Origin of the sequence: Kluyvera chengduensis (assembly GCF_044197065.1) — a bacterium.
Classification (GTDB): Bacteria; Pseudomonadota; Gammaproteobacteria; order Enterobacterales; family Enterobacteriaceae; genus Kluyvera; species Kluyvera ascorbata_C.
In genome coordinates, this window is record NZ_JBIQOI010000001.1 from 554013 (window position 1) to 574967 (window position 20955).

Annotated in this window: 18 protein-coding genes; 7 read left to right on the forward strand and 11 right to left on the reverse strand. The window is 53.6% G+C overall.

What is annotated here, in order from left to right; all coding sequences use genetic code 11:
* Positions 1-12 precede the first annotated feature (12 nt).
* The 3 genes from nac to ACH1XZ_RS02520 all read left to right on the forward strand — a co-directional run bounded on the left by nac (position 13) and on the right by ACH1XZ_RS02520 (position 3667).
* Entirely contained in the window at positions 13-930 is a 918-nt protein-coding gene (gene nac / locus ACH1XZ_RS02510) for a nitrogen assimilation transcriptional regulator NAC (RefSeq protein WP_035897643.1), read from the forward strand.
* Between the two features lie 102 nt (positions 931-1032).
* A complete protein-coding gene (gene cbl, locus ACH1XZ_RS02515) occupies positions 1033-1983 on the forward strand; it encodes an HTH-type transcriptional regulator Cbl (RefSeq protein WP_395594206.1) in 951 nt (316 codons plus the stop codon).
* A 205-nt stretch (positions 1984-2188) separates the two neighbouring features.
* A complete protein-coding gene (locus ACH1XZ_RS02520) occupies positions 2189-3667 on the forward strand; it encodes an alpha/beta hydrolase (protein WP_395594683.1) in 1479 nt (492 codons plus the stop codon).
* On the opposite strand, the gene ACH1XZ_RS02525 is transcribed toward ACH1XZ_RS02520, so the two are convergent.
* From ACH1XZ_RS02525 to ACH1XZ_RS02540, 4 genes are all read right to left on the reverse strand, one after another.
* Entirely contained in the window at positions 3659-4591 is a 933-nt protein-coding gene (locus ACH1XZ_RS02525; protein ID WP_395594207.1) for a nucleoside recognition domain-containing protein, read from the reverse strand. The two genes, ACH1XZ_RS02520 and ACH1XZ_RS02525, sit on opposite strands and share 9 nt — an antisense overlap.
* Before the next feature lie 132 nt (positions 4592-4723).
* Complete coding sequence (locus tag ACH1XZ_RS02530) at positions 4724-5647, reverse strand: acyltransferase (RefSeq protein ID WP_395594208.1); 924 nt, start codon at positions 5645-5647, stop codon at positions 4724-4726.
* 38 nt (positions 5648-5685) lie between these two features.
* Positions 5686-8748, reverse strand: a complete 3063-nt coding sequence (locus ACH1XZ_RS02535) for an efflux RND transporter permease subunit (RefSeq protein ID WP_395594209.1) — start codon at positions 8746-8748, stop codon at positions 5686-5688.
* Positions 8748-9839 (reverse strand): efflux RND transporter periplasmic adaptor subunit, encoded by a 1092-nt coding sequence (locus ACH1XZ_RS02540; RefSeq protein ID WP_395594210.1) that lies wholly within the window; start codon positions 9837-9839, stop codon positions 8748-8750. Before ACH1XZ_RS02540 ends, ACH1XZ_RS02535 begins: the two co-directional genes overlap by 1 nt.
* A 522-nt stretch (positions 9840-10361) precedes the next feature.
* Between ACH1XZ_RS02540 and ACH1XZ_RS02545 the strand changes: the two genes are divergently transcribed.
* Complete coding sequence (locus ACH1XZ_RS02545) at positions 10362-10793, forward strand: universal stress protein (protein ID WP_395594211.1); 432 nt, start codon at positions 10362-10364, stop codon at positions 10791-10793.
* A gap of 50 nt (positions 10794-10843) precedes the next feature.
* Positions 10844-13531, forward strand: a complete 2688-nt coding sequence (locus ACH1XZ_RS02550; RefSeq protein ID WP_395594212.1) for a cation-transporting P-type ATPase — start codon at positions 10844-10846, stop codon at positions 13529-13531.
* Positions 13532-13624: 93 nt separating this feature from the next.
* Here ACH1XZ_RS02550 and ACH1XZ_RS02555 read toward each other — a convergent pair whose 3' ends face one another.
* Positions 13625-13876, reverse strand: a complete 252-nt coding sequence (locus ACH1XZ_RS02555; protein ID WP_395594213.1) for a YdgH/BhsA/McbA family protein — start codon at positions 13874-13876, stop codon at positions 13625-13627.
* 137 nt (positions 13877-14013) lie between these two features.
* A complete protein-coding gene (locus ACH1XZ_RS02560; RefSeq protein ID WP_395594214.1) occupies positions 14014-14793 on the reverse strand; it encodes an SDR family oxidoreductase in 780 nt (259 codons plus the stop codon).
* 147 nt (positions 14794-14940) lie between these two features.
* Here ACH1XZ_RS02560 and ACH1XZ_RS02565 point away from each other — a divergent pair, with 147 nt between their 5' ends.
* Entirely contained in the window at positions 14941-15834 is an 894-nt protein-coding gene (locus ACH1XZ_RS02565) for a LysR family transcriptional regulator (RefSeq protein WP_395594215.1), read from the forward strand.
* A 34-nt stretch (positions 15835-15868) separates the two neighbouring features.
* Here ACH1XZ_RS02565 and ACH1XZ_RS02570 read toward each other — a convergent pair whose 3' ends face one another.
* The 5 genes from ACH1XZ_RS02570 to ACH1XZ_RS02590 form a co-directional block, all read right to left on the reverse strand.
* On the reverse strand, positions 15869-16858 hold the full coding sequence (locus ACH1XZ_RS02570) for an aldo/keto reductase (protein ID WP_395594216.1): 990 nt from the start codon (positions 16856-16858) through the stop codon (positions 15869-15871).
* Positions 16859-16884: 26 nt separating this feature from the next.
* Positions 16885-17736 (reverse strand): aldo/keto reductase, encoded by an 852-nt coding sequence (locus tag ACH1XZ_RS02575; RefSeq protein WP_395594217.1) that lies wholly within the window; start codon positions 17734-17736, stop codon positions 16885-16887.
* Between the two features lie 451 nt (positions 17737-18187).
* A complete protein-coding gene (locus ACH1XZ_RS02580; protein WP_333110173.1) occupies positions 18188-18532 on the reverse strand; it encodes a carboxymuconolactone decarboxylase family protein in 345 nt (114 codons plus the stop codon).
* A 36-nt stretch (positions 18533-18568) separates the two neighbouring features.
* Positions 18569-18850, reverse strand: coding sequence for a hypothetical protein (locus ACH1XZ_RS02585; RefSeq protein ID WP_395594218.1), 282 nt, complete (start codon positions 18848-18850; stop codon positions 18569-18571).
* 216 nt (positions 18851-19066) lie between these two features.
* Positions 19067-19981, reverse strand: a complete 915-nt coding sequence (locus tag ACH1XZ_RS02590; protein WP_395594219.1) for a LysR substrate-binding domain-containing protein — start codon at positions 19979-19981, stop codon at positions 19067-19069.
* A gap of 176 nt (positions 19982-20157) precedes the next feature.
* On the opposite strand from ACH1XZ_RS02590, the gene ACH1XZ_RS02595 reads away from it, so the two are divergent.
* Complete coding sequence (locus tag ACH1XZ_RS02595) at positions 20158-20934, forward strand: SDR family NAD(P)-dependent oxidoreductase (protein ID WP_395594220.1); 777 nt, start codon at positions 20158-20160, stop codon at positions 20932-20934.
* Positions 20935-20955: the final 21 nt, after the last annotated feature.

Here is a 20955-nt window from a genome sequence, read left to right on the forward strand (position 1 = left end):
CCGGAGGCAAAAATGAACTTAAGACGGCTGAAGTACTTTGTGAAAATCGTCGATATCGGCAGCCTGACTCAGGCCGCTGAAGTGTTGCATATCGCCCAGCCCGCGTTGAGCCAGCAGGTCGCGACGCTGGAGGGGGAGTTGGATCAACAACTGCTGATTCGGACTAAGCGTGGTGTAACGCCAACGGAAGCGGGCAAAGTGTTATATACCCATGCGCGTACCATTCTGCGCCAGTGCGAACAGGCGCAGCTAGCGGTGAATAACGTTGGGCAGACGCTCAGCGGCACGGTATCTATCGGCCTTGCGCCGGGAACGGCGGCGTCATCTATTACCATGCCGTTGCTGCAGGCGGTACGCAACGAGCTGCCGGAAGTGCTGGTTTATCTGCACGAAAACAGCGGCACCGTACTGAACGACAAACTGCTGAACGGCCAGCTGGATATGGCGGTGCTTTACGATCGCGCACCACTTGCCGGGATTGTCAGCCAGCCGCTGCTGAAAGAAGACCTTTACCTGGTTGGAACCCGCGATTGCCCAGGGCAGAGTGTGGATCTCACCGCCGTGGCGGAAATGAACCTGTTCCTACCGCGTGATTACAGCGCCGTGCGTGCCCGGGTGGACGAAGCCTTCTCGCTGCGTCGCTTAACGGCCAAAATTATTGGCGAAATTGAGTCTATCTCAACGCTGACAGCGGCCATCGCCAGCGGTATGGGCGTGACGGTACTGCCGGAGTCGGCGGCGCGTTCACTGTGTAGCGCAGCAAACGGCTGGATGGCGAGGATAACAACGCCGTCGATGAGTCTGCCGTTGTCGTTAAACGTGTCGGCACGCGGTCAACTGACCCCGCAGGCGCAGGCGGTGAAAGAAATCCTGATGTCATTGGTCAGTCGCCCGATGCTGGATAACCGCGAATTACTGTTGGTGAGCTAAGCTTATATTCCATTCAGATATAACTTGCTGGTTTTTATTATTTGTTCACGAGGGCATCAGACTTTAACAATAGCTCAATGTCTGATTGACCCGGAGAGAAGCGTGAACTTCCAGCAGCTCAAAATAATTCGTGAAGCGGCGCGGCAGGATTACAACCTGACCGAAGTCGCCAATATGCTTTATACCTCGCAGTCTGGCGTAAGCCGGCATATCCGTGAGCTTGAAGAAGAGCTGGGGATTGAGATTTTTATCCGTCGCGGTAAACGCCTGTTAGGGATGACGGAACCGGGTAAAGCCCTGTTGGTGATTGCCGAACGCATACTGAATGAGGCCAGTAACGTCCGACGTCTGGCCGATCTCTTTACCAACGATGCGTCCGGCGTGCTGACCATTGCCACGACGCATACTCAGGCCCGCTATAGCCTGCCGCCGGTTATCAAAGCATTCCGGGAGATATTTGCAGACGTGCGTCTGGAGTTAATTCAGGGCACGCCGCAGGAGATAGACGCGCTGCTGCATAACGGTGGCGCGGATATCGGTATTGCCAGTGAACGTTTAAGCAATGACGCGACGCTGGTTGCTTTCCCCTGGTTCCGCTGGCACCACAGTCTGCTGGTCCCAAAGGATCACCCGCTCACAACGACCTCACCGCTGACGCTGGAGGCCATCGCCCGCTGGCCGCTGATTACCTATCGACAGGGGATTACCGGCCGCTCGCGCATTGATGAGGCATTCAACCGTAAGGGCCTTACGCCGGATATCGTGCTGAGCGCACAGGACTCCGACGTGATTAAAACCTACGTTGAGCTGGGGCTGGGGATTGGCCTGGTGGCTGAACAGTCCGGAGATGCGCAAGAGTCCGGCAACCTGGTGCGACTGGATACGCATCATCTGTTTGATGCCAATACGGTCTGGTTGGGGCTTAAGCGCGGTCAGCTTCAGCGCAACTACGTCTGGCGTTTTATCGAGCTCTGTAACGCAGGGCTGTCGCTGGAGGAGATCAAACGCCAGGCCATGGAGCTGGAAGAATCGGTACTGGATTACCAGATTTAACGCCCACCCTTTATCCCTTTCCCCTGTGCCCACCAATATCGGGTAGCCATACGCGCATAAACACTCACCTTTTTCTTAACAGGGTGGGTGCTAAGGGTGTAGGGCTACGTGATTACTAGTAAAATAGAGACATAATTAGAGTATCTATTTTAACGGGATGGCGATGATGCGTTTTACCCGGCTTCTGAATAAGTCTGGCCTGACAATGCTCTCGTGGGCGAAAAAGATTCTTTTTGGTCTGTTAGTGGTCGTGATTGTCTTTTTTATTGGTCGCGTATACGAATCGCAGCGTGGCCCGGCTCTTCACCGCTGGCATACCTGGACGGCGGACGAAATGACCGCCAGTGAGATAGACCATGCGACGTTTGCCGATTATCAGGCGCGAGAAGCGGCCATTTTTCGCGATCTGAAAAGCAAAGTGACGGATACGCTGAACGACGATGAAAAAACGCCGATTAACCGTTTTTACAGCCAAAGTCTGGTGTATCCGGGCAAGTTTCAGCCTGACTGGAATCGCTCTTTTGTTTTGCTGCCGCAAGGCAAGCCGCACGGCGTGGCGGTGTTGCTCCATGGCCTGACCGATTCTCCCTACAGTGTGCATTATCTGGCGCAACGTTATCAGCAACAGGGATTTATTGCCGTCGTCCCGAGACTGCCTGGGCACGGCACGGCGCCGGGGGCGTTAACCCGTGTTGACAGGGAACAATGGATAGCGACAACCCGCATGGCCGTGCGTGAAGCCACGCGCCTGGCGGGAGACAACGTACCGTTACATATTATCGGCTACTCCAATGGCGGGGCGCTGGCCCTGAAATATGCGCTGGATAGCCTGAGCGATAAATCGTTACGCCCGCCGCAACAGGTTATTTTGCTGTCACCGATGATTGGCGTCACCGCCTTTGCCCGTTTCGCCGGGCTGGCTGGATTACCGGCGATATTTCCGGCATTTGCGCGCGCAGCGTGGCTCAACGTGGTTCCGGAGTTTAATCCGTATAAATACAACTCGTTCCCGGTCAAGGCTGCACGCCAGTCGTGGCTGTTATCTCAGGCGTTACAGCAGCAAATTATGCAGGAGGCGCAGAGCAAACGGCTAGCGGCGCTGGCCCCGATATTAACGTTCCAGTCCATTATGGATTCAACGGTGAGTACGCGAGCAGTGGTGGATTCGCTGTATCGCTATCTGCCTGATAACGGCAGTGAACTGGTGATCTTTGATATTAACCAGGCCGCCAATTTACGCGCGTTGTTCCGACCTGGATTATATTCCGCCGTGAACACGTTACTGCCGCCCGTACCGCGCCCTTACCGGACCACGGTTATTACCAATACCGACTCTGGCACCAACGACACGGTGGCCCGCACGACGGCTGCCGGGGAGCAGGATGAGACCGTAACACCATTGCATATCGCCTGGCCGCAGGATATGTATTCGCTGTCTCATGTGGCGGTGCCGTTCCCATTGACCGACTCGCTGTATGGCCGCGAGCCGGCGGAGAAAAATCGCTATGGCATCAGCATTGGCACCATTTCGCTACGCGGAGAGACCGCGACGCTAAGCGTTGGTCTGGACACGCTGATGCGCGTGACCTCCAATCCCTTTTTCCCCTGGATGATGACGCGCATTCAACGGCACATTGATTGTAGCCACCAGACTGACATGGTGGCCTGCCTTCGGTCAGAATAGCGTGATATGCAAAATAGTGCGGATGATAATCCCCGCAAGGGCGCCCGTCGCCGCAAACCGGAACAGGCGAACGAAGCGGGAGCTGACGCCTAAAAAGATACCGATGCCGGGAAGATCAAAGGTCTGAATTAACAGCCCGGCAGAGGCGTTAATCTGGCTAACGGTGACTTTTCCCTGCTGTACCATCTCCGAGATGACGCCGAAGTAGGCGGTGCCGCCAGCAACGCATTTGACCAGCGCAGGTAGCACGAAGTTAACCGGAATATTCAGCCACAGCAGCAGCGGCATCAGCAACTGCTGGAGCATCTCAATCAGGCCCGCTTTCTGCATGACGCCAACGATAGCCAGCGACAGAATGAGCATCGGGACGGCACCAAGCGCCAGGCGAATGGCATCGGAGCCCGCGCTGTTAATCACCGAAATGATCCCCTGGTTATTCTTCTCGGCGTCAGGCAGCGCCTCGGCGCGGGCATTCTCAACCATCGAGAGTCGGCGACCGGTCACGTGCCAGGTGACCGCAGCCGCACACAGCCCACCGACAATCGAAATGACGATTGAGGCCAGCCAATGCAGGCCAAAAGGGGTCAATGGATAGAAGACGTTGCCCTGGCCCATCGCAAAGAGCATTGCCAGCGTAGCGGCCATCTGCCGGTCTGAAACGCCGCGCTTGTCCATAATGGCGAGGGTGGCAAGCGGTGCGGCAAAGCTCACAAAGTTCATCTGAATCAGCGCAAAGGCGCTCATCCCGGTCAGGCCAAACGGCTTGAGCAGCGGGGCAAGCCAGCGCACGATAACGTCCAGTACGCCGCGCACTTCCAGGTATTTCATGACAATGAGCATAACCACCATAATCGGCAGCAGCGTATAAAGCGCTACGTCGACGGAGGTTTTCCCTGCCGACATAATAATGCTGATGAAGTCCATCTAATTCTCAATCACTGCGGGAAGTAAGGATAGTTAGCGCCATCATAATACCAGCCGCAAGGAAGTGAAATCGCCGCTGCGTATTTCTCTGTCCCAAAATAGGGCGCTAACTGTACCGATCATCTCGCGCAGTCAAAGCGTAATGACTTTTTTCATCACCGAATGGGATAACACCAGCATTGAAACGGCGACGGAAAGAATAAACGTCAGCACAATCAGCATTAATTTTGTGCTTAGCGAGTTAATGGGGATAAGCGCCGTCAACAGGTGAAACACCGAATAGTGCAGGATATAGACACCGGTCATTGCTTTGCTGATGGTGGCCAGAATGGTCTCTTTAAGCTCACTATTTTTACGAAATTGCACGCCGTTTGCGGCAATCACCAGCGCTAAGACCAGAATATAGATTTGTGAACCGGTAAGAATGAACGCATTTCTGTCGGCCTTAAACAGAGCGAAAAAGAAATGACGCTCATAAAACCAGGTAAAGAGGTAAATAAACGGGATGGCGATCATCGCGCCCCTGACGACTTTTTTCCTGCTGAGCCACTGGGTGACCATGGGGTCGCTGAACAGCTGACCGGTCAGGTAAAAGAGTAACCAAGTCCACAGACGGTACTGCGGCGCGAGACTCAGTGCGTGAACGTCGGGATAGAGCGCGGCCAGCAGGTCGTAAGCGTAAGAAAACAGCAGCAGCGAAAATACCGTAGCGAAGAACAGTTTACGTCTTTGGCTGAGCCACTCAATCAGCGGATGAAAGGTGTAAATCACAATAAAAGAAAACACAAACCACGGCTGAATGAGATAGCCGCGCTGGTAGGGTTCCCACAGGTAGTAAATCGTCATCCAGAACAGGAAGACGATGACCACGCTTTTAATTTTTCCCATTTGCCACTGTGAATTATGCCGGGATTGAGAATCCAGATACCCGGCGACCACAAAAAACAGCGGTGTGGCAATGGTTGAAATAAACGTCAGAAACCCGAGGATCCAGTGATAGTCATAATCATAGTGATCCCAGGTGTTATAGATAGTAAAGAACGTTACTGCCGTCATGCATCCCAGCGTTTTTATGATGTTTAATCCGGTCGTGTTCATTGTTGTGGCTTTATATCCTTATGATGGAAACAGGCGTAAATCACCGGCAGCACCAGTAACGTCAGGATGGTCGCAAATCCGAGTCCAAACATAATAACCACCGCCATGCTCTGGAAGAAAACATCCAGCAGTAAAGGTGCGAGACCGAGCACAGTGGTAAACGCGGTCAACAGAATAGGGCGCAGGCGCGACGTCGCGGCATAGATAATGGCTTCCTGCTGCGCTTTTTCCTGTTTCTGCTGCTCAATTTCTTCAACTAGCACGATACCATTACGAATCAGCATCCCACTCAGGCTGAGCAGGCCTATTAGCGCCATGAAGCCGAAGGGGATGCCAGTAATTAAAAAGCCCGGCGTGACGCCAATCAGTGCGAGCGGAACGGTAAGCCAAATGGCCACCGCATTTTTCAGCGAACTGAACATCAGTACGGTGATGACAAACATGACCAGGTAGCCCAACGGTAGCGTCGTGAACAGCCCCTGTTGTGCTTCGCTGGAGCTCTCGGCATCACCACCCCACTCAATGCTATAGCCGTGGGGAAGGGCAAGCGCATCAATTTTTGGCTTCACGCGGGCCAGGATATCGCCTGAGGTTTGGTTGCTGAGTGGGTCTGGATCGGTCTGCACCGTCAACACGCGGCTGCGGTCGCGGCGCAGAATAAGCGGATCTTCCCATTCAAGGTTAAAGCCGCTCACCACGTTGCTGAGTGGAATGTACTGCTGACGGCTTTGGCTCCAGACCAGAACATTATTCAGATGGTTGGCATCCTGACGTTCGGCGGCGGGTGGGCGCACAATCACCGGTAGCAGGTCGGCCCCTTCACGATAAAGTCCCGCGCGGCTACCGGAGAAATTCATCTCCAGCGCGTTATCGATATCCTGTTTATCCACGCCCAGTTCGCGGCCTAACGCGGCGGAATATTGTGGGCGTATCACTTTGCTGCGGTTCTGCCAGTCGTTACGCACGCCATCAGTGGCCGGGTCAGCTGACAAAATATCGCTCACCTGACTGGCAAGCAGGCGAAGCCGGTCGGGGTCTGGGCCTTTGATACGGACTTCAATCGCGCTATCCCCGGAAGGGCCGAACATGACCCGCTTGGTACTGGCGTTAACCTGCGGGTAGTTGCGCGCAATGTAGCTATCAACGTGCTGCGTCAGCGCGGAGATTTTGCGCTGATCGTCCATCCGCACCATGATCTGCGCGTAGTTACTGTACTGCCGTTGGCCGCTGTAGGTGAGAATGAAACGCATGCTCCCCTGGCCCACGGTGGCAATCGTAGTGACAACGCCCGGCTGACCGTTAATTGAGGTTTCAATATCGCTGGCCATCCTTTCGGTTGCGGCAATATCGGTGCCGTAAGGCAGCCAGAGATCGACGAAGAATATCGGCGTATTGGAGGAAGGGAAGAAGTTCTGCCGTACTGAACCGAATCCCCATATTGAAGCCGCCAATAGCACAACCATCACCGCCAGGGTAAAGGCTTTGCGCATCAACAACGTGTGCAGGATCTGCTGATAAATGCGGTAAAAACGGCCCGCGTACGGGTCGGTATCGACCTGCTCTGCGGGCTGGGGCTGGCTCCTGGATTGCCACCATTTAATCAGCACCGGCGTAATGGTCAGCGCGGAGAACCAGCTCAGCATGAGCGAAATCAGCAGAACCTGGAACAGGGATTTACAGTACTCCCCGGTCGAGTCCTGCGACAGGCCAATGGGCGCAAACGCAAGAATAGCAATCACCGTGGCCCCAAGCAGCGGCAGCGCCGAGCGGCGAATAACGTAGTTAATGGCCGCAAGCTGCGTCGACCCCTGCTGACGGGCAATCATCACCCCTTCAACGATAACGATAGCGTTATCGACCAGCATACTCAGCGCAATGATGAGCGCACCCAGCGAAATACGCTGTAGCTCAATGCCCCAGAGGTACATGATAAGCAGCGTACCCAGCACGTTGAGCGCCAGCGACAGGGCGATAATGATACCGCTGCGGATGCCCATAAAAATAAGCAGTACGCCGACGACAATCGCCAATGCCATCAGGAAGTTAGTAATAAAACCGTTCACCGAGTGGGCGACTTCCGCCGCCTGGTCGTAGAACAGGTCAATCTTAATGCCCGCCGGTTTTTCCGCCGACATCTGCTCAAGTTTCTGCTCAAGCGCGCGACCAACATCCACCACGTTAACGCCGGGAATAAACGAGACCCCCATGGTGACGGCCTGTCGCCCGTTGGCGTGATAAATGCTCGACGGCGATTCACTGAGCCCGCGCGACAGCGTGGCAATATCGCGTAGCCGTGTTGCGGCACCGGAGCCATGCGGGCTGATGAGTAAATCGCTAAGCTCATCGATATTTTCGAACTCGCCCGTAGGGTGCAGACGAATGGACTCGCTACCGGATTTTATCTCCCCGGCATTCGATACGACGTTCAAACGGCTAAGGGTGGCGGCTAATTGGTTAAGCGTAATACCGCGAGCGGCCATTTTTGCCAGCGAAATATCAATATTGATTTGTTGGGGAATGGCGCCGCCGATAGCGACTTTGCCTACGCCGGGGACCAGTACCAGTTCGCGCCTGAGCTGTTCGGCGTAGCGAACCAATTCAGGATTGCTGTAGCTATCTCCCGAGAGGGCAAAGAAAAAGCCGAAGACATCGCCAAAATCATCGTTCACAAAGGGAGACGCCACGCCGGGTGGGAACAGGCGCGAGGCGTCGCCCACTCGACGGCGCAGTTCATCCCAGATTTGCGGCAGCTCGCTGGAGTGGTAATTCGAGGCGATATTGACGGTGATTTGCGATAACCCATTGGAAGAAATTGAGCTGACGTTATCCAGATAAGGCAACTGTTGCAGCGCATTTTCCAGCGGTAGCGTCACCTCTTCTTCAACCTGTTGTGCCGATGCGCCAGGATAGTGGGTGACCACCACCGCGGTTTTAATGGTGAACGCCGGATCTTCAAGGCGGCCAATGTTCAGCAGGGCGAAAATGCCGCCGATGCCTAGCAGTAAGATAGTCAGCCAGACGCGAACGGGGTTGTTAATAAATTGGCGAGAGATATCCATTACAAACCTCGTTCACGCGTCCAGATTCTCACCGGCTGCTGCGCATGCAATTCGCTGACGCCTGCCGCCACGACACGATCGCCGACGCTGAGCCCATCGGTAATCACCACGCCCTGTGAGGTCACCTGGCCTACGCTAACTCTTCTGTCTTCAAGGTGGAGCGCTTCACCTTCACCTTCACCTTTAACCAGCCAGACGTGCGGCTCATTGCGCTGGCGATTATCGGGATTAAACACGGCTTCAACCGGCACTACCACGGCGTGTTCGCCCGCGCTGGCGGGAAGATTTGCCAGATTCACCGTGACGGTGCCGCTAACGCCGCCGACGGAGGGGAAATCGTCTGGACGCGGCATGGTCAGGATAATTTGCCAGGTCAGGGTGCTGGCATCGCTGCTGCCAGTGTGCTCTTTGTATTCGGCAGTAAACTGCCGATCCGGCATGGTGTTAATTTTGACGACCGGCCGGTACTGCGCGTTACGGATATCAAGGGTGGTAAACAGGTTTTCCGGAACGCTAAAAACAACGTCCAGTAGATCGGTTCGCGTCAGGGTGACGATAGGCTGCCCGGCGGCCACCACCTGGTGGTTTCTCACCGGTACGTTGGCCGCCACACCGCTGAACGGCGCGGTCAGCGTCATTTGGGAGAGTTCTTCCTGGGCGATTTTTAGGGCGGCGTTGGCGGAGTCGCGGCTCGCGCGCTGGATGTCCATCTCTGCTTTCGAAATGGCCTGGCGGCCTGCCAGCGTCTGGAAGCGGTCGAACTGCCGCTGGGCGAGCGTTGCGGCGGTTTGCCGTTCATTCAGCCGCTGCTGCGCCTCTCGGGCATTAAGACGGGCAAGTGCCTGCCCCTGAGTAATGTTGGCTCCCTGGCGCACGTCGAGCGCTTCTATCTGACCGCCCCGTTTGAACGACAGGTCGGTAGCGTCGCCAGATTCAATGCGGGCAGGGAAAATACGCTGCTGCGAAGCGCCTATGGCAACCACTTCCGCGACCTTCACCATCTTCGGTTGTGGCGCAACTTGTGGCGTTTTCTGATCGCAAGCCGTTGTTATTAAAATAACAACGGGGATGAGAGAAAAATAACGGTTCACAGTATTCCCCTCGGAATCAAAGGCTATATTTTACATATTCTTCACAATCGCTGATTTTAATTCGCTAGCGCAGAAACCACGACATAGGTGAATAGGCCTGAAGCGGTGCAGGCAATTATTGCTAGCGCAATAAACAGAGCCAGACGAAATAGACTGTAGCCGAACATTGTCCCTCCTTCAGCACCAATCGTTTGATGATTACATTCTTATCTACATAATTAATGGGTGTTTTTCAGAAGACGCAGTGGCGCCTCTTAATGAGCATAGCCGCAGAAAATCGAAAATGTTAAAAAGAGCAAAATTTGCGGTGATGTCGACGATTTGGCGGGTTTTTTAGTTGAATTGACTGGCGCGTGCTGTTGCTATGATATTTTTCAATATATTAATTGGTGTCTTAATTGTATCGCACTGCGTGTGCTACGTTTAGTAATGCCCTCATACCTCAATTCGAGATGTCTTTATCAGCGCCTTTCCTGGGCCATTTTTTTCTACCTGACATATTGGTTTATAAAAGGATTATCTATGTATAAAAATATTCTCGTGCCGGTTGATGTGTTTGAAACTGGCCTCGCCGATAAAGCGTTATCCCACGCCCATTTTCTCGCAAACAGTTCCTCCGGGAAAATTCATCTGTTAAACGTTATCCCTCCTTTTTCTCCCGCACTGACGCGCGGATTTATCGCCGATGCGAGAAAAATGGAAGAGTATCTGATTAAAAATTCTAAAGAAAAATTGGCCGAACTTATTAGCAAACTCTTGCTGAAAGAAGACGAGGTGCAGATTCATGTCCGCAGCGGCAACGTTCGCGATGAGGTGACAAAACTGGCCGATGAACTGAAGGCCGATGTGGTCATTGTTGGTTCGCGTAATCCCAATATTCAGACCCACCTTCTGGGATCAGAGGCCTCCGGTATCGTGCGTTATGCCCATGTACCGGTATTTGTGGTGCGTTAAGAACAGCCAATCGCTGTCCTGATTTCCGTTACAGGAGTGAGGAGATACGAATGAACACAGACAAACCGGGCAGCCCGTACTACCAGCTCTCCGTTGATGAAACCCTGACCAGCACCAATAGCGCACCGGAGGGGATTAGCAGCGCCGAAGCCGCCGCACGCTTGCAGCAATACGGCGAAAATGCGCTGCCGCAAAAAGCGGGAAAACCGGCGTGGCTGCGCTTTCTGGCCCACTTTAATGATGTGCTGATCTACGTCCTGCTGGCGGCAGCGCTGTTGACCGCCGTGATGGGGCATTGGGTCGATACGCTGGTTATTCTGGGCGTGGCGGTTATCAACGCCTTGATTGGTCATATTCAGGAGAGCAATGCGGAGAAATCGCTTCAGAGCATCCGCAATATGCTTTCCAGCGAGGCGGTGGTTATTCGACAGGGGAATCATGAGACCATTCCCACCACGGCATTAGTGCCTGGCGACATTGTGGTTATCCGCGCCGGTGACCGTATTCCCGCTGACCTGCGAGTGATTGAGGCGCACAACCTGCGGGTGGAGGAGGCTATCCTCACCGGTGAGTCGACGGTGGTAGAGAAAAATACCGATGCGCTCAGCGGAGAGTTGCCGTTGGGTGATCGTACCAACCTGCTGTTTTCGGGCACGACGGTGAGCTCCGGCGGCGGTAAAGGTCTGGTGGTGGCCACCGGGGGGGATACCGAGCTTGGTCATATTAACCAGATGATGGCGGATATTGAGAAGCACCGAACGCCGCTGCTGGTGCAGATGGATAAGCTCGGTAAAGCGATCTTTATCATCATCCTGGTGATGATGGCGGCGCTGTTTGTCTTTAGCCTGCTGTTCCGCGACATGCCGGTTTCCGAGCTAATGCTGTCGCTGATTAGCCTGGCAGTGGCTTCGGTACCGGAAGGGCTGCCGGCTATTATTTCGATTATTCTGTCGCTCGGCGTACAAACGATGGCACGGCAGCAGGCGATTATTCGCAAACTGCCAACGGTGGAAACGCTGGGAGCCATGACGGTGATTTGCTCGGATAAAACCGGGACCCTGACCATGAACGAAATGACCGTTAAAGCCGTTATCACGGCGGATACGGTCTATCGGGTTGAGGGGGACAGCTACGAACCGGTGGGAAATATTCATCCGGTTGATAGTGACGAGCCTATCGCCGTGGCGCCGGATACGCTGCTGGCTCGCTATCTGCGAACCATCGACCTCTGTAATGACAGCCAGCTTATCAAGGATGAAAGCGGGCTATGGAAAATCACCGGCGGCCCAACGGAAGGGGCGCTGAAGGTGCTGGCGGCGAAAGTGACGCTACCGGCCGTGGCGACCGAATTGCGCAGTAAAATTCCTTTCGACTCGCAGTACAAATACATGTCAACGCTCTATCGCATTGGCGATGAGGAGTCGATTCTTATCACCGGCGCGCCGGATGTGTTGTTCCGCCTGTGCCAGCATCAGCAAACCGACCATGGGCTCGAGCCGCTTAACCAACCTTACTGGGAAGCGAAGATTGAGGAGTACGCGCGGGAAGGGCTGCGTATGGTTGCTGCGGCATGGAAACCGGCCGCGGATGGGCAAACGGAGCTCACCCATCAAGATCTGCAGCAGGGCGTTATTCTGCTGGGGATTGCCGGGATGATGGACCCGCCACGGCCTGAAGCCATTACCGCCATCGGCGACTGTCTGCAGGCGGGGATCCGCGTGAAGATGATAACCGGCGACCACCCACAAACGGCGATGAGTATTGGCAAAATGCTGGGGATCGGCAACGCGGGTAACGCCATTACCGGGCGCGAACTGGAGGTGATGGACGATATCCAGTTGAGCGAAGCGGCGCAGAAATTTGATATTTTTGCCCGTACCAGTCCAGAGGATAAATTCCGTCTGGTCCAGGCGCTGCAAAGTAAAAAAGAGGTGGTCGGGATGACCGGTGACGGGGTGAACGATGCCCCGGCGCTGAAGCAGGCCGACGTCGGTATCGCCATGGGGATTAAAGGCACCGAAGTGACCAAAGAGGCCGCAGATATGGTGCTGACCGATGATAACTTCGCCACGATTGCCAGCGCGGTCAGGGAAGGGCGTCGGGTTTACGATAACCTGAAGAAAACCATCCTGTTCATTATGCCGACCAACCTGGCGCAAGGGTTGCTTATCATTATCGCGCTGTTGGCGGGGAATTTAATCCCGCTCACGCCGGTGTTGATTCTGTGGATGAACATGGCCACCTCCGCCACGCTGTCGTTTGGCCTGGCATTTGAAGCCGGTGAAAAGAACATCATGCGACGTCCACCGCGCGATCCGAAGCTGCACGTCATGGACGGATTTGCCATCTGGCGCGTGATTTTTGTTGGCTCGATGATTGCCGTGAGCGCCTTTGTGCTGGAGGCCTGGCTCCAACCGCGTGGCTACTCACCTGAGTTTATCCGTACCGTGTTGCTACAAACACTGGTGACCGCGCAGTGGTTCTATATGCTGAACTGTCGCGTGGCGGATGGCTTCTCGCTGAGTAAAGGTCTGCTGGCAAACCGCGGGATTTGGATAGTGAGTGGCGTACTGCTGGTGCTGCAATTACTGATTATCTACGCACCGTTTATGCAGATGCTCTTTGGTACCACCGCGCTGCCGTTCCGCTATTGGGTTATCACCTTTATTATCGGGTTTGTGATGTTCCTGATAGTGGAAGTGGAGAAACCGCTGACGAAGAAATGGCGTACGGCCTGATGCGTTAATTTCTGAAGTGCAGAAAAGCAAAAGCCTGCTTAGTTTTCTAAGCAGGCTTTTTCAATTAGCTGCTTTTGTTAACTGTTCGAAATTTTATTTATAGATCTCTGCAACCCCGTGCAGCCGGTTATTCCCCGTGGTTGACAGAATTTTGAATGACGTTGCGCCTTGCTCATCAGCCTTACGAGAGAGCGCGTTCGCTAAATCATCAAGCGTATAGGCATTGCTGGCTGAGATGACACCGATCTTTTCTTTGCCGTCGGTATGATTAATTTCCTGGGCAGCAGAAGCGGCATTCACTGAAATAAATCCGATGACCAATGTCGTAATAAGTAGCGCTTTCATATCGAATACCTCTTTTAAAATCTATGTTTGCAACTGGACTCGTATCAGGGGAACTATCCCCGTCGATATACTCAAATATACAGATCTAAGCTGTCATGATGCTGACCGCTATATGACAAAATGGTCAGGGTTGTCGGTCAGTTAATTTTTTTTGAATACAGGTTCAGCTCGTTAATAATGCATTCTGGTTCTTCCTTGAGCGGCATATTGTCGATGTCCAAAACCCCATTATTGTTTTGCGGACTATCAGCCTGCAGGTCTGCAAACAGCGGGGTAAGATCCTGCGGTGCTTCACCGCGTTCAGCTACCAGCTCGAAGGTTTTATTTTTTGCCGCATCGTTGCTCAGAGCATCAACCAGCACGCGAGCGATTTGCTCCCGGGATATCACGCCATCTTCCGGCGTTCCCGCATGGCGCCTGTCTCCTTGAAGCATAACGATTCTGTGTTCATCATCATTGTTGTAATCAAACCAGCCGGGCCTGACGATGATATAGGGATGGCCACTTGCTCTCACCAGACGCTCGGCACGTCTTTTCCAGTCATGAACCTCAGTGCGTTGATTCCAGGTACTGAGTCGTTCAGTTACCCCAATCGTGGTCATCAGGCTAATACGAACAGGCGTATCCTTGAATATGCGTAAAATATTCCGCACGCCGCCGTAATCGACCGCGCGGGCGCCAATACGACCCTGACCATCGGAACCGAGGGTAAAGATGATGGCATCAATATCTTTCGGTAATTCGGTGAGGGTTTCAGCCATTGAAACGTCGGCGTAAAAAACATCCGTTCCGCGAGGAAGCAATTTAACTTTACGTTTATTTCTGACCAGTGCGATGGGCTGATGGCCCATTTCAATAGCGGTACTCACGACGTGAAGACCAATACTTCCCGTCGCGCCTGCAACCAGTATTTTCATGATAAACCTTCCGATAATTCGGACTTATTTCGATACAGTCAGAATATCAATTATCATTATTGTCAGTAATAGGGCTAAAATGATTGTGTCTATGAATACCCTTCATGAGTGTGCGATGAAGGGAATACCTCCATAAGGAAATCGCCGGTGCTTAAAGAAAACTTCAACGAACTGCAAATCTTTCTGGTGGTAGCAAGGGAGCGTAGTTTTACCAAAGCAGCAGGGAAACTGGGGGTTTCGCAGTCTGCACTCAGCCACGCGATGAAGGCCCTGGAGGAGAGGCTGAATATCCGCCTTCTGACCCGCACCACCCGAAGCGTGGCCCCTACGGAGGCCGGTGAGAGAATTATTGCCTGCCTTGAACCGCGTATTGCCGACCTTGAACAGGAGCTGGAATCGCTGGTTCAACTGAATGGCACCGCCTCCGGCAATATCCGTTTATCTGCCGGGGAGCATGCCGCGCGAAGCCTGGTATGGCCGAAGCTAAAACCCTTCCTCAGGGAATATCCGGAAATTAATCTCGAACTGGTGGTGGATAACGGCTTTGTCAATATTGTTGAGGGGCGTTTTGATGCCGGGATCCGTCTGGGTGAAAGCGTGGACAAGGACATGATTGCGGTAAGAATTGGGCCGGACATGAGAATGGCCGTTGTGGGGGCCCCATCGTATTTCGCGGTAAATCCTGCCCCTGAAACGCCGCACGAGCTACAACATCACCGGTGTATCAATATGCGCCTGCCGACTGCTGGTGGGCTTTACCACTGGGAGTTTGAGAAGGATGGGAAGCCGTTACGAGTCAGAGTGGAAGGGCAGGTCACGTTTAACCTACAGGCGGAAAGAATTGATGCGGCGTTATCCGGTTTTGGCATCGCCTGTATACCGGAAGACAGGGTGCAGGATCATATAAAGTCAGGAGCGCTTATTCAGGTTCTGCAGGACTGGTGTCCGACTTTCCCCGGCTATTATCTTTACTACCCGAGCCGTAAGCAGCATCCGCCCGCTTTTGCGCTGATGATCGATGCACTTCGCTACCAGGAATAACGGGTCCCCCATTCGCTGAGGACCCGTTCGGGTATTAACGGCCTACTCGGGCCTGATGCTCGGGAGAGTAACGTTCGCCGACGATCTTAATCGTTTCAAGCGCCTGGGTTATCTGCCGTGAGTCATCCTGCGAAAGAATGATGTCGGCAGCCCCCAGGTTCTCCTCCAGCCGGTGTAGTTTAGTGGTGCCCGGGATAGGAGCAATCCACGGCTTTTGTGCCAGCAGCCATGCCAGTGCGATTTGCGCAGACGTCACGCCTTTCTCTGCCGCCAGTTCGCCCAGCAAGGAAACCAGCTTTTCATTGGCTTCAATCGCCTGCTCGGCGAAGCGCGGTACGGTGCTGCGATAATCATCTTTCCCAAACGTCGTTCCAGGCTTAATCGATCCCGTCAGGAAGCCTTTGCCTAATGGACTGAAGGGCACAAAACCGATGCCCAGTTCCTCCAGCAGCGGCAGGATCTCCTGCTCAGGCTCGCGCCACCACAGGGAGTATTCGCTTTGCAGCGCCGTGACCGGTTGTATGGCATGCGCGCGACGAATAGTTTGTGCGCCCGCTTCAGACAGCCCGAAATGTTTGACTTTGCCTTCAGCAATCAGGTCTTTCACCGTACCCGCAACGTCTTCAATCGGCACATTCGGATCGACACGGTGTTGATACAGCAGATCAATAACATCAGTCTTAAGACGGCGTAATGAGCCTTCCACCGCTTCACGGATATGCTCCGGGCGGCTGTTTAAAATCTGCTGCTTGTTGTCCGTACCGAAGGTAAAACCAAACTTGGTGGCGATGACCATGCGGTCACGAAACGGTTTTAAGGCCTCGCCAACAACCTCTTCATTAAGGAAGGGGCCATACACTTCAGCGGTATCGAAGAAGGTGACGCCACGTTCAACCGCGGCGCGAATAAGCTCGATTGCCTGACGGGTATCGGTTGCCGGGCCATAGCCGTGGCTTAAGCCCATGCAGCCGAGCCCAAGCGCGGAGACTTCGAGTCGGGATTGACCCAGATAACGTTTTTGCATTGAATAAATACCTCTTTTAACGCGACTTAAACATCAAGTTTGCGGCCAGTCAGCCATTCCACCATTGCCGGGTCGCGGTGAGAGAAGAACGCGCTGGTTGCGGTGTCGAGGGCGGCAATGTGCAGCATATCCTCAGCGCTGAGTTCAAAATCCAGAATGTTGATGTTCTCTTCCATGCGCTCTTTACGCACCGATTTCGCCAGTGAAACGATGCCCCGCTGGAAGATCCACCGCAGCACAACCTGACCCACGCTTTTGCCGTATTTCTGGCCAATCGCCGTTAACACAGGATGCTGGAACAGGCCATTTTTCCCCTCAGCAAACGGTGCCCAGGCTTCCGGCTGAATGCCATGGCTCTGGTTCCAGGGAACGGCGTGAAGCTGTTGGTTGAACGGGTTAACTTCAATCTGGTTTACCGCAGGGGCAACGTTGTTGAAGGCGATAAGGTCGGCCAGTCGGTCTGGATGGAAGTTGCTGACGCCAATGGCGCGAATTTTGCCTGCCTGCTGCAGCTCTTCCATCGCACGCCATGCTCCATGGACATCACCGTAAGGCTGGTGAATCAGATACAGGTCAACGTAATCAAGCTGCAGTCGGTTCAGAGAGCGTTCGAACTGGGCTTTCGCGCCTTCATAATTAGTATCCTGCAGCCACAGTTTGGTGGTGACAAACAGTTCATCACGGGCGATGCCGGTCTGTTTCAGCGCGTTCCCGACCTGGGTTTCATTCTGGTAAGACGCGGCGGTATCGATCAGACGGTATCCCGTATCAATGGCATCAATAACGGCTCTTTCGCATTCCGCGGCATCAGACATCTGAAACACACCAAAGCCCAGCAGGGGCATTTCAATGCCGTTGTTCAGTTTTACAGTTTGCATGACGTTATCCTTTGGTCGTTGAGTAGGAAGAGGATAGCGCGAAGTGATTTATTTGATTAGATGGGGTAATTAGCTAGGGTTTATTAGATGTGTTCATTAATTTTGGGGAGACGGTCGGACATGCACCAAGGGGGACATGATGAAAAGAGTAATGAGTCATTTCGAGTAAGAGCATTAGTACTCAAATGAAGCTCCAGTCATAGCTTTTAAGAACTTACAAGGGTTATCTTATTGGTGTAAATATTACAGTGATCCAACGAGGGACAAAGCGTTCTATGCCGGGCGTTGTAAGCCCAAGGCGTGCTGAAATGCGACAACTCCGTGAGGGGCCATAAACTTCAGCGGTATTGAAGAAGGTGACGTCACGTTCAGGAGGCAAAGAAGAAAGATATGCTTACCGTTGAAATCATAGCCAGTGATTAGACGGCCCTACAGGGGGCCGTCGGCAGGCCTATTTGTTCGGCAGATTATCGTACGCATCCAGAGCGCGAGCGGTATACGTTAATGCTGCGCCGGTATTCAGGTTAATGGCAACGGCCAGCGCTTCGGCTATCTCTTCACGCGTGGCGCCGTGCTTAACCGCAGCGTCCACGTGTACGGCCAGGCAACCGTCACAGCGAGTGGTTACGGCCACGGCCAGTGCAATCAGTTCGTGTGTTTTGGGATCAAGGTGCTTGTTTTCTGACGCCCCTTTATCCATCTGCTGAAAGCCCTTCATAAACTCTGGCTGTAGTTTGGCAAATTTTCCGATGGTGGCGAGCAGGCCACTGCGATATTCATTCCAGTTTAAGAACATGCAAAACTCCGGTTATTTTCTGTCTCAGAAAAGTCATTACATGACGTCGTAAATACGTACGTCAGGCGCGCTGTTTAAATAGGGTGTTAATCCGGCAACGACATCCTGCGTGAACAGCGGACTGCTAAGGTATGCCTGCGCCTGTGCCACTGTCGTAAAGCCGTGCAGTACCTGGACGTCCTCGTCACGGACAAGCAGCTCTTTTGAGGTGGCGCCCTCGATGATGGTCAAAAACGGGGTTTTGTACTTCTGGTATACCCCCGCGGCAGCCGCACGATTTTCATTACTGATATCCAGGGTGATTTGCAGATAAGCCATCGTTCTCTCCTTTGCTCAGGGTTGAGGTAACACGTCCGGTTAAAAAACCGGCCTGTATTACCTTTCGTTGAGAGCGATTATCAGAAAGCCAGACAGCGTCAACAAATCAGATAATCTTGCAAAGCAGAGAAGAAATTCTATGTCGCAGTGTGTTCGGCAATAAGCGTCACGCGCCCGGCGTGATTGACGGGGCAACGTAATACCTGAAGGGGCAGTTTATGAACGATCCGAGACGACATCCTGAAGAAGCCAGTCGTGGAAAATTTTTACTTCATCACGCATGACTTTTTGCTGCGGGGTAACCAGATAATAAGACCACTTGAGCGGCCACTGATGGTCGGGATGCAGCTGGACCAATTGCCCGGTTTCGATAAGCTGTTTCACCAGAGCGTACCGGACAATAGCTACGCCCCTGCCGCTCAGGGCCGACAGGATCACGGCCGAGGTGGAGTTGATATGCAGCCCGCTTTCCAGAGCTTCGGGTGCGCCGACCGCCATCAGGACATCATTCCATGACGGAAAATCCGCCCCGGGATGCGGCGTGTCATCGTGAATGAGTTTTTGCGTGGCGAGCCATTCACGGCAGGCTATTTTTTCGGGCGGCACCAGGCGCGGGCTGCAGACCAGCACCGCTTCCTCATCCATCAGCCAGGTTTTATTCACGCCTGGCCAGTCGCCCTGGCCGCAGCGAATACCGATATCCGCCTCGCCATGCGACACGTCCATCAGCTTTTCCGTAACGTTAAGCCGCAAATCGATATTTTCGTGCGTTTCCGAAAACCGGTTCAGGCGATCCATCAGCCAGTTCATCATCAGTACCTGCGATGCCGTCACCACCACTACCGAGCGTGAGCGGCGACCACGAAGCTTGTTTAATCCGGTTTCCAGTTTGTCGAGCCCCTGCGTGATGTCCAGTAGCGCCTCCTGCGCTTCGTCAACCAGCGTCAGTCGCTCTTTTCCTGAGCGGGTGCGGTGAAGAAGTGGGTGTCCGACCCAGTCTTCCAGCGAGCGTACCAGCTGGCCCACAGCAGCGGGCGTAACGCCCAGCTCCTGTGCAGCGCCGGTAAAGCTGCCATGCCTGGCGGTGGCTTCAAAAGCATGCAGCCATTTAAGTCGGTTTAGCGATCGCATTGTGGTCATCCTGATGCATTATTTTCCTCAGTATACGCCAGCGAGAAAGATTTTCTTTCCTGGGTAGCAATTTCTTCTCAGTCGTCAATCAGGGGCGCGGGTGGCATTCTGATTTCACACGATGAGGAGCGCGGCTTTTCATCTATGACAACCATATGAATTTAAAGAGGTTAGCGATGAACGCATCTTTTGCCGGTAAAAAACTGTTAGTGGTCGGCGGTACAAGCGGTATGGGTTTCGAAACGGCGAAGCTGGTTCTGAAAAACGGTGGTAGCGTTGTACTGGTTGGCAACCGCCAGGACAAAGCCGAGCAGGCCCGCCAGGCGCTGGCTGCAGACGGTCAGGTTTCCATCATCGTTGCCGACCTGATGAAAGAAGAAGGTATGCAGCGCGTGGTGGATGCCATTAACGCCGAACACAAAGATATCAGCCTGCTGGTCAATGCGGCTGGCGTATTTTTCCCGAAACCGTTCACCGAACATGAATCGTCAGACTATGACATGTACATGAGCATTAATCGCGCGACGTTCTTTATTACCCGTGATGTGGTGCGCAATATGGTCGAGGCCGGTATCAAAGGCTCCATCGTTAATATCGGCTCCATGTGGGCGCAGCAGGCCATCGGTGCCACACCGTCGTCAGCTTACTCAATGGCAAAAGCGGGTTTGCATGCGCTGACTAAAAATCTGGCCATTGAGCTGGGTGAAAAGGGGATCCGCGTGAATGCTGTTTCACCGGCCGTTGTTCACACGCCTATTTACGAAGGCTTCATTGCGAAAGACGACGTGAAAGACGTAATGAACAGCTTTGACAGTTTCCACCCGATTGGTCGCGTGGGTACCCCGGTCGATATCGCGGAAACCGTTGCTTTCCTGCTTTCTGACAAGACGGGCTGGGTCACCGGCGCTATCTGGGATATCGATGGTGGCGTGATGGCTGGCCGTAACGCCTGATGACCATGCCGCACGCGCTTA

Bases quoted from the DNA above. Each gene is read 5' to 3' on its own strand.
- nac (WP_035897643.1), top strand. From the start codon at position 13: ATGAACTTAAGACGGCTGAAGTACTTTGTGAAAATCGTCGATATCGGC.
- ACH1XZ_RS02520 (WP_395594683.1), top strand. From the start codon at position 2,189: ATGCTCTCGTGGGCGAAAAAGATTCTTTTTGGTCTGTTAGTGGTCGTG.
- ACH1XZ_RS02525 (WP_395594207.1), bottom strand. From the start codon at position 4,591: ATGGACTTCATCAGCATTATTATGTCGGCAGGGAAAACCTCCGTCGAC.
- ACH1XZ_RS02530 (WP_395594208.1), bottom strand. From the start codon at position 5,647: ATGACGGCAGTAACGTTCTTTACTATCTATAACACCTGGGATCACTAT.
- ACH1XZ_RS02535 (WP_395594209.1), bottom strand. From the start codon at position 8,748: ATGGATATCTCTCGCCAATTTATTAACAACCCCGTTCGCGTCTGGCTG.
- ACH1XZ_RS02545 (WP_395594211.1), top strand. From the start codon at position 10,362: ATGTATAAAAATATTCTCGTGCCGGTTGATGTGTTTGAAACTGGCCTC.
- ACH1XZ_RS02550 (WP_395594212.1), top strand. From the start codon at position 10,844: ATGAACACAGACAAACCGGGCAGCCCGTACTACCAGCTCTCCGTTGAT.
- ACH1XZ_RS02555 (WP_395594213.1), bottom strand. From the start codon at position 13,876: ATGAAAGCGCTACTTATTACGACATTGGTCATCGGATTTATTTCAGTG.
- ACH1XZ_RS02560 (WP_395594214.1), bottom strand. From the start codon at position 14,793: ATGAAAATACTGGTTGCAGGCGCGACGGGAAGTATTGGTCTTCACGTC.
- ACH1XZ_RS02570 (WP_395594216.1), bottom strand. From the start codon at position 16,858: ATGCAAAAACGTTATCTGGGTCAATCCCGACTCGAAGTCTCCGCGCTT.
- ACH1XZ_RS02575 (WP_395594217.1), bottom strand. From the start codon at position 17,736: ATGCAAACTGTAAAACTGAACAACGGCATTGAAATGCCCCTGCTGGGC.
- ACH1XZ_RS02580 (WP_333110173.1), bottom strand. From the start codon at position 18,532: ATGTTCTTAAACTGGAATGAATATCGCAGTGGCCTGCTCGCCACCATC.
- ACH1XZ_RS02585 (WP_395594218.1), bottom strand. From the start codon at position 18,850: ATGGCTTATCTGCAAATCACCCTGGATATCAGTAATGAAAATCGTGCG.
- ACH1XZ_RS02590 (WP_395594219.1), bottom strand. From the start codon at position 19,981: ATGCGATCGCTAAACCGACTTAAATGGCTGCATGCTTTTGAAGCCACC.
- ACH1XZ_RS02595 (WP_395594220.1), top strand. From the start codon at position 20,158: ATGAACGCATCTTTTGCCGGTAAAAAACTGTTAGTGGTCGGCGGTACA.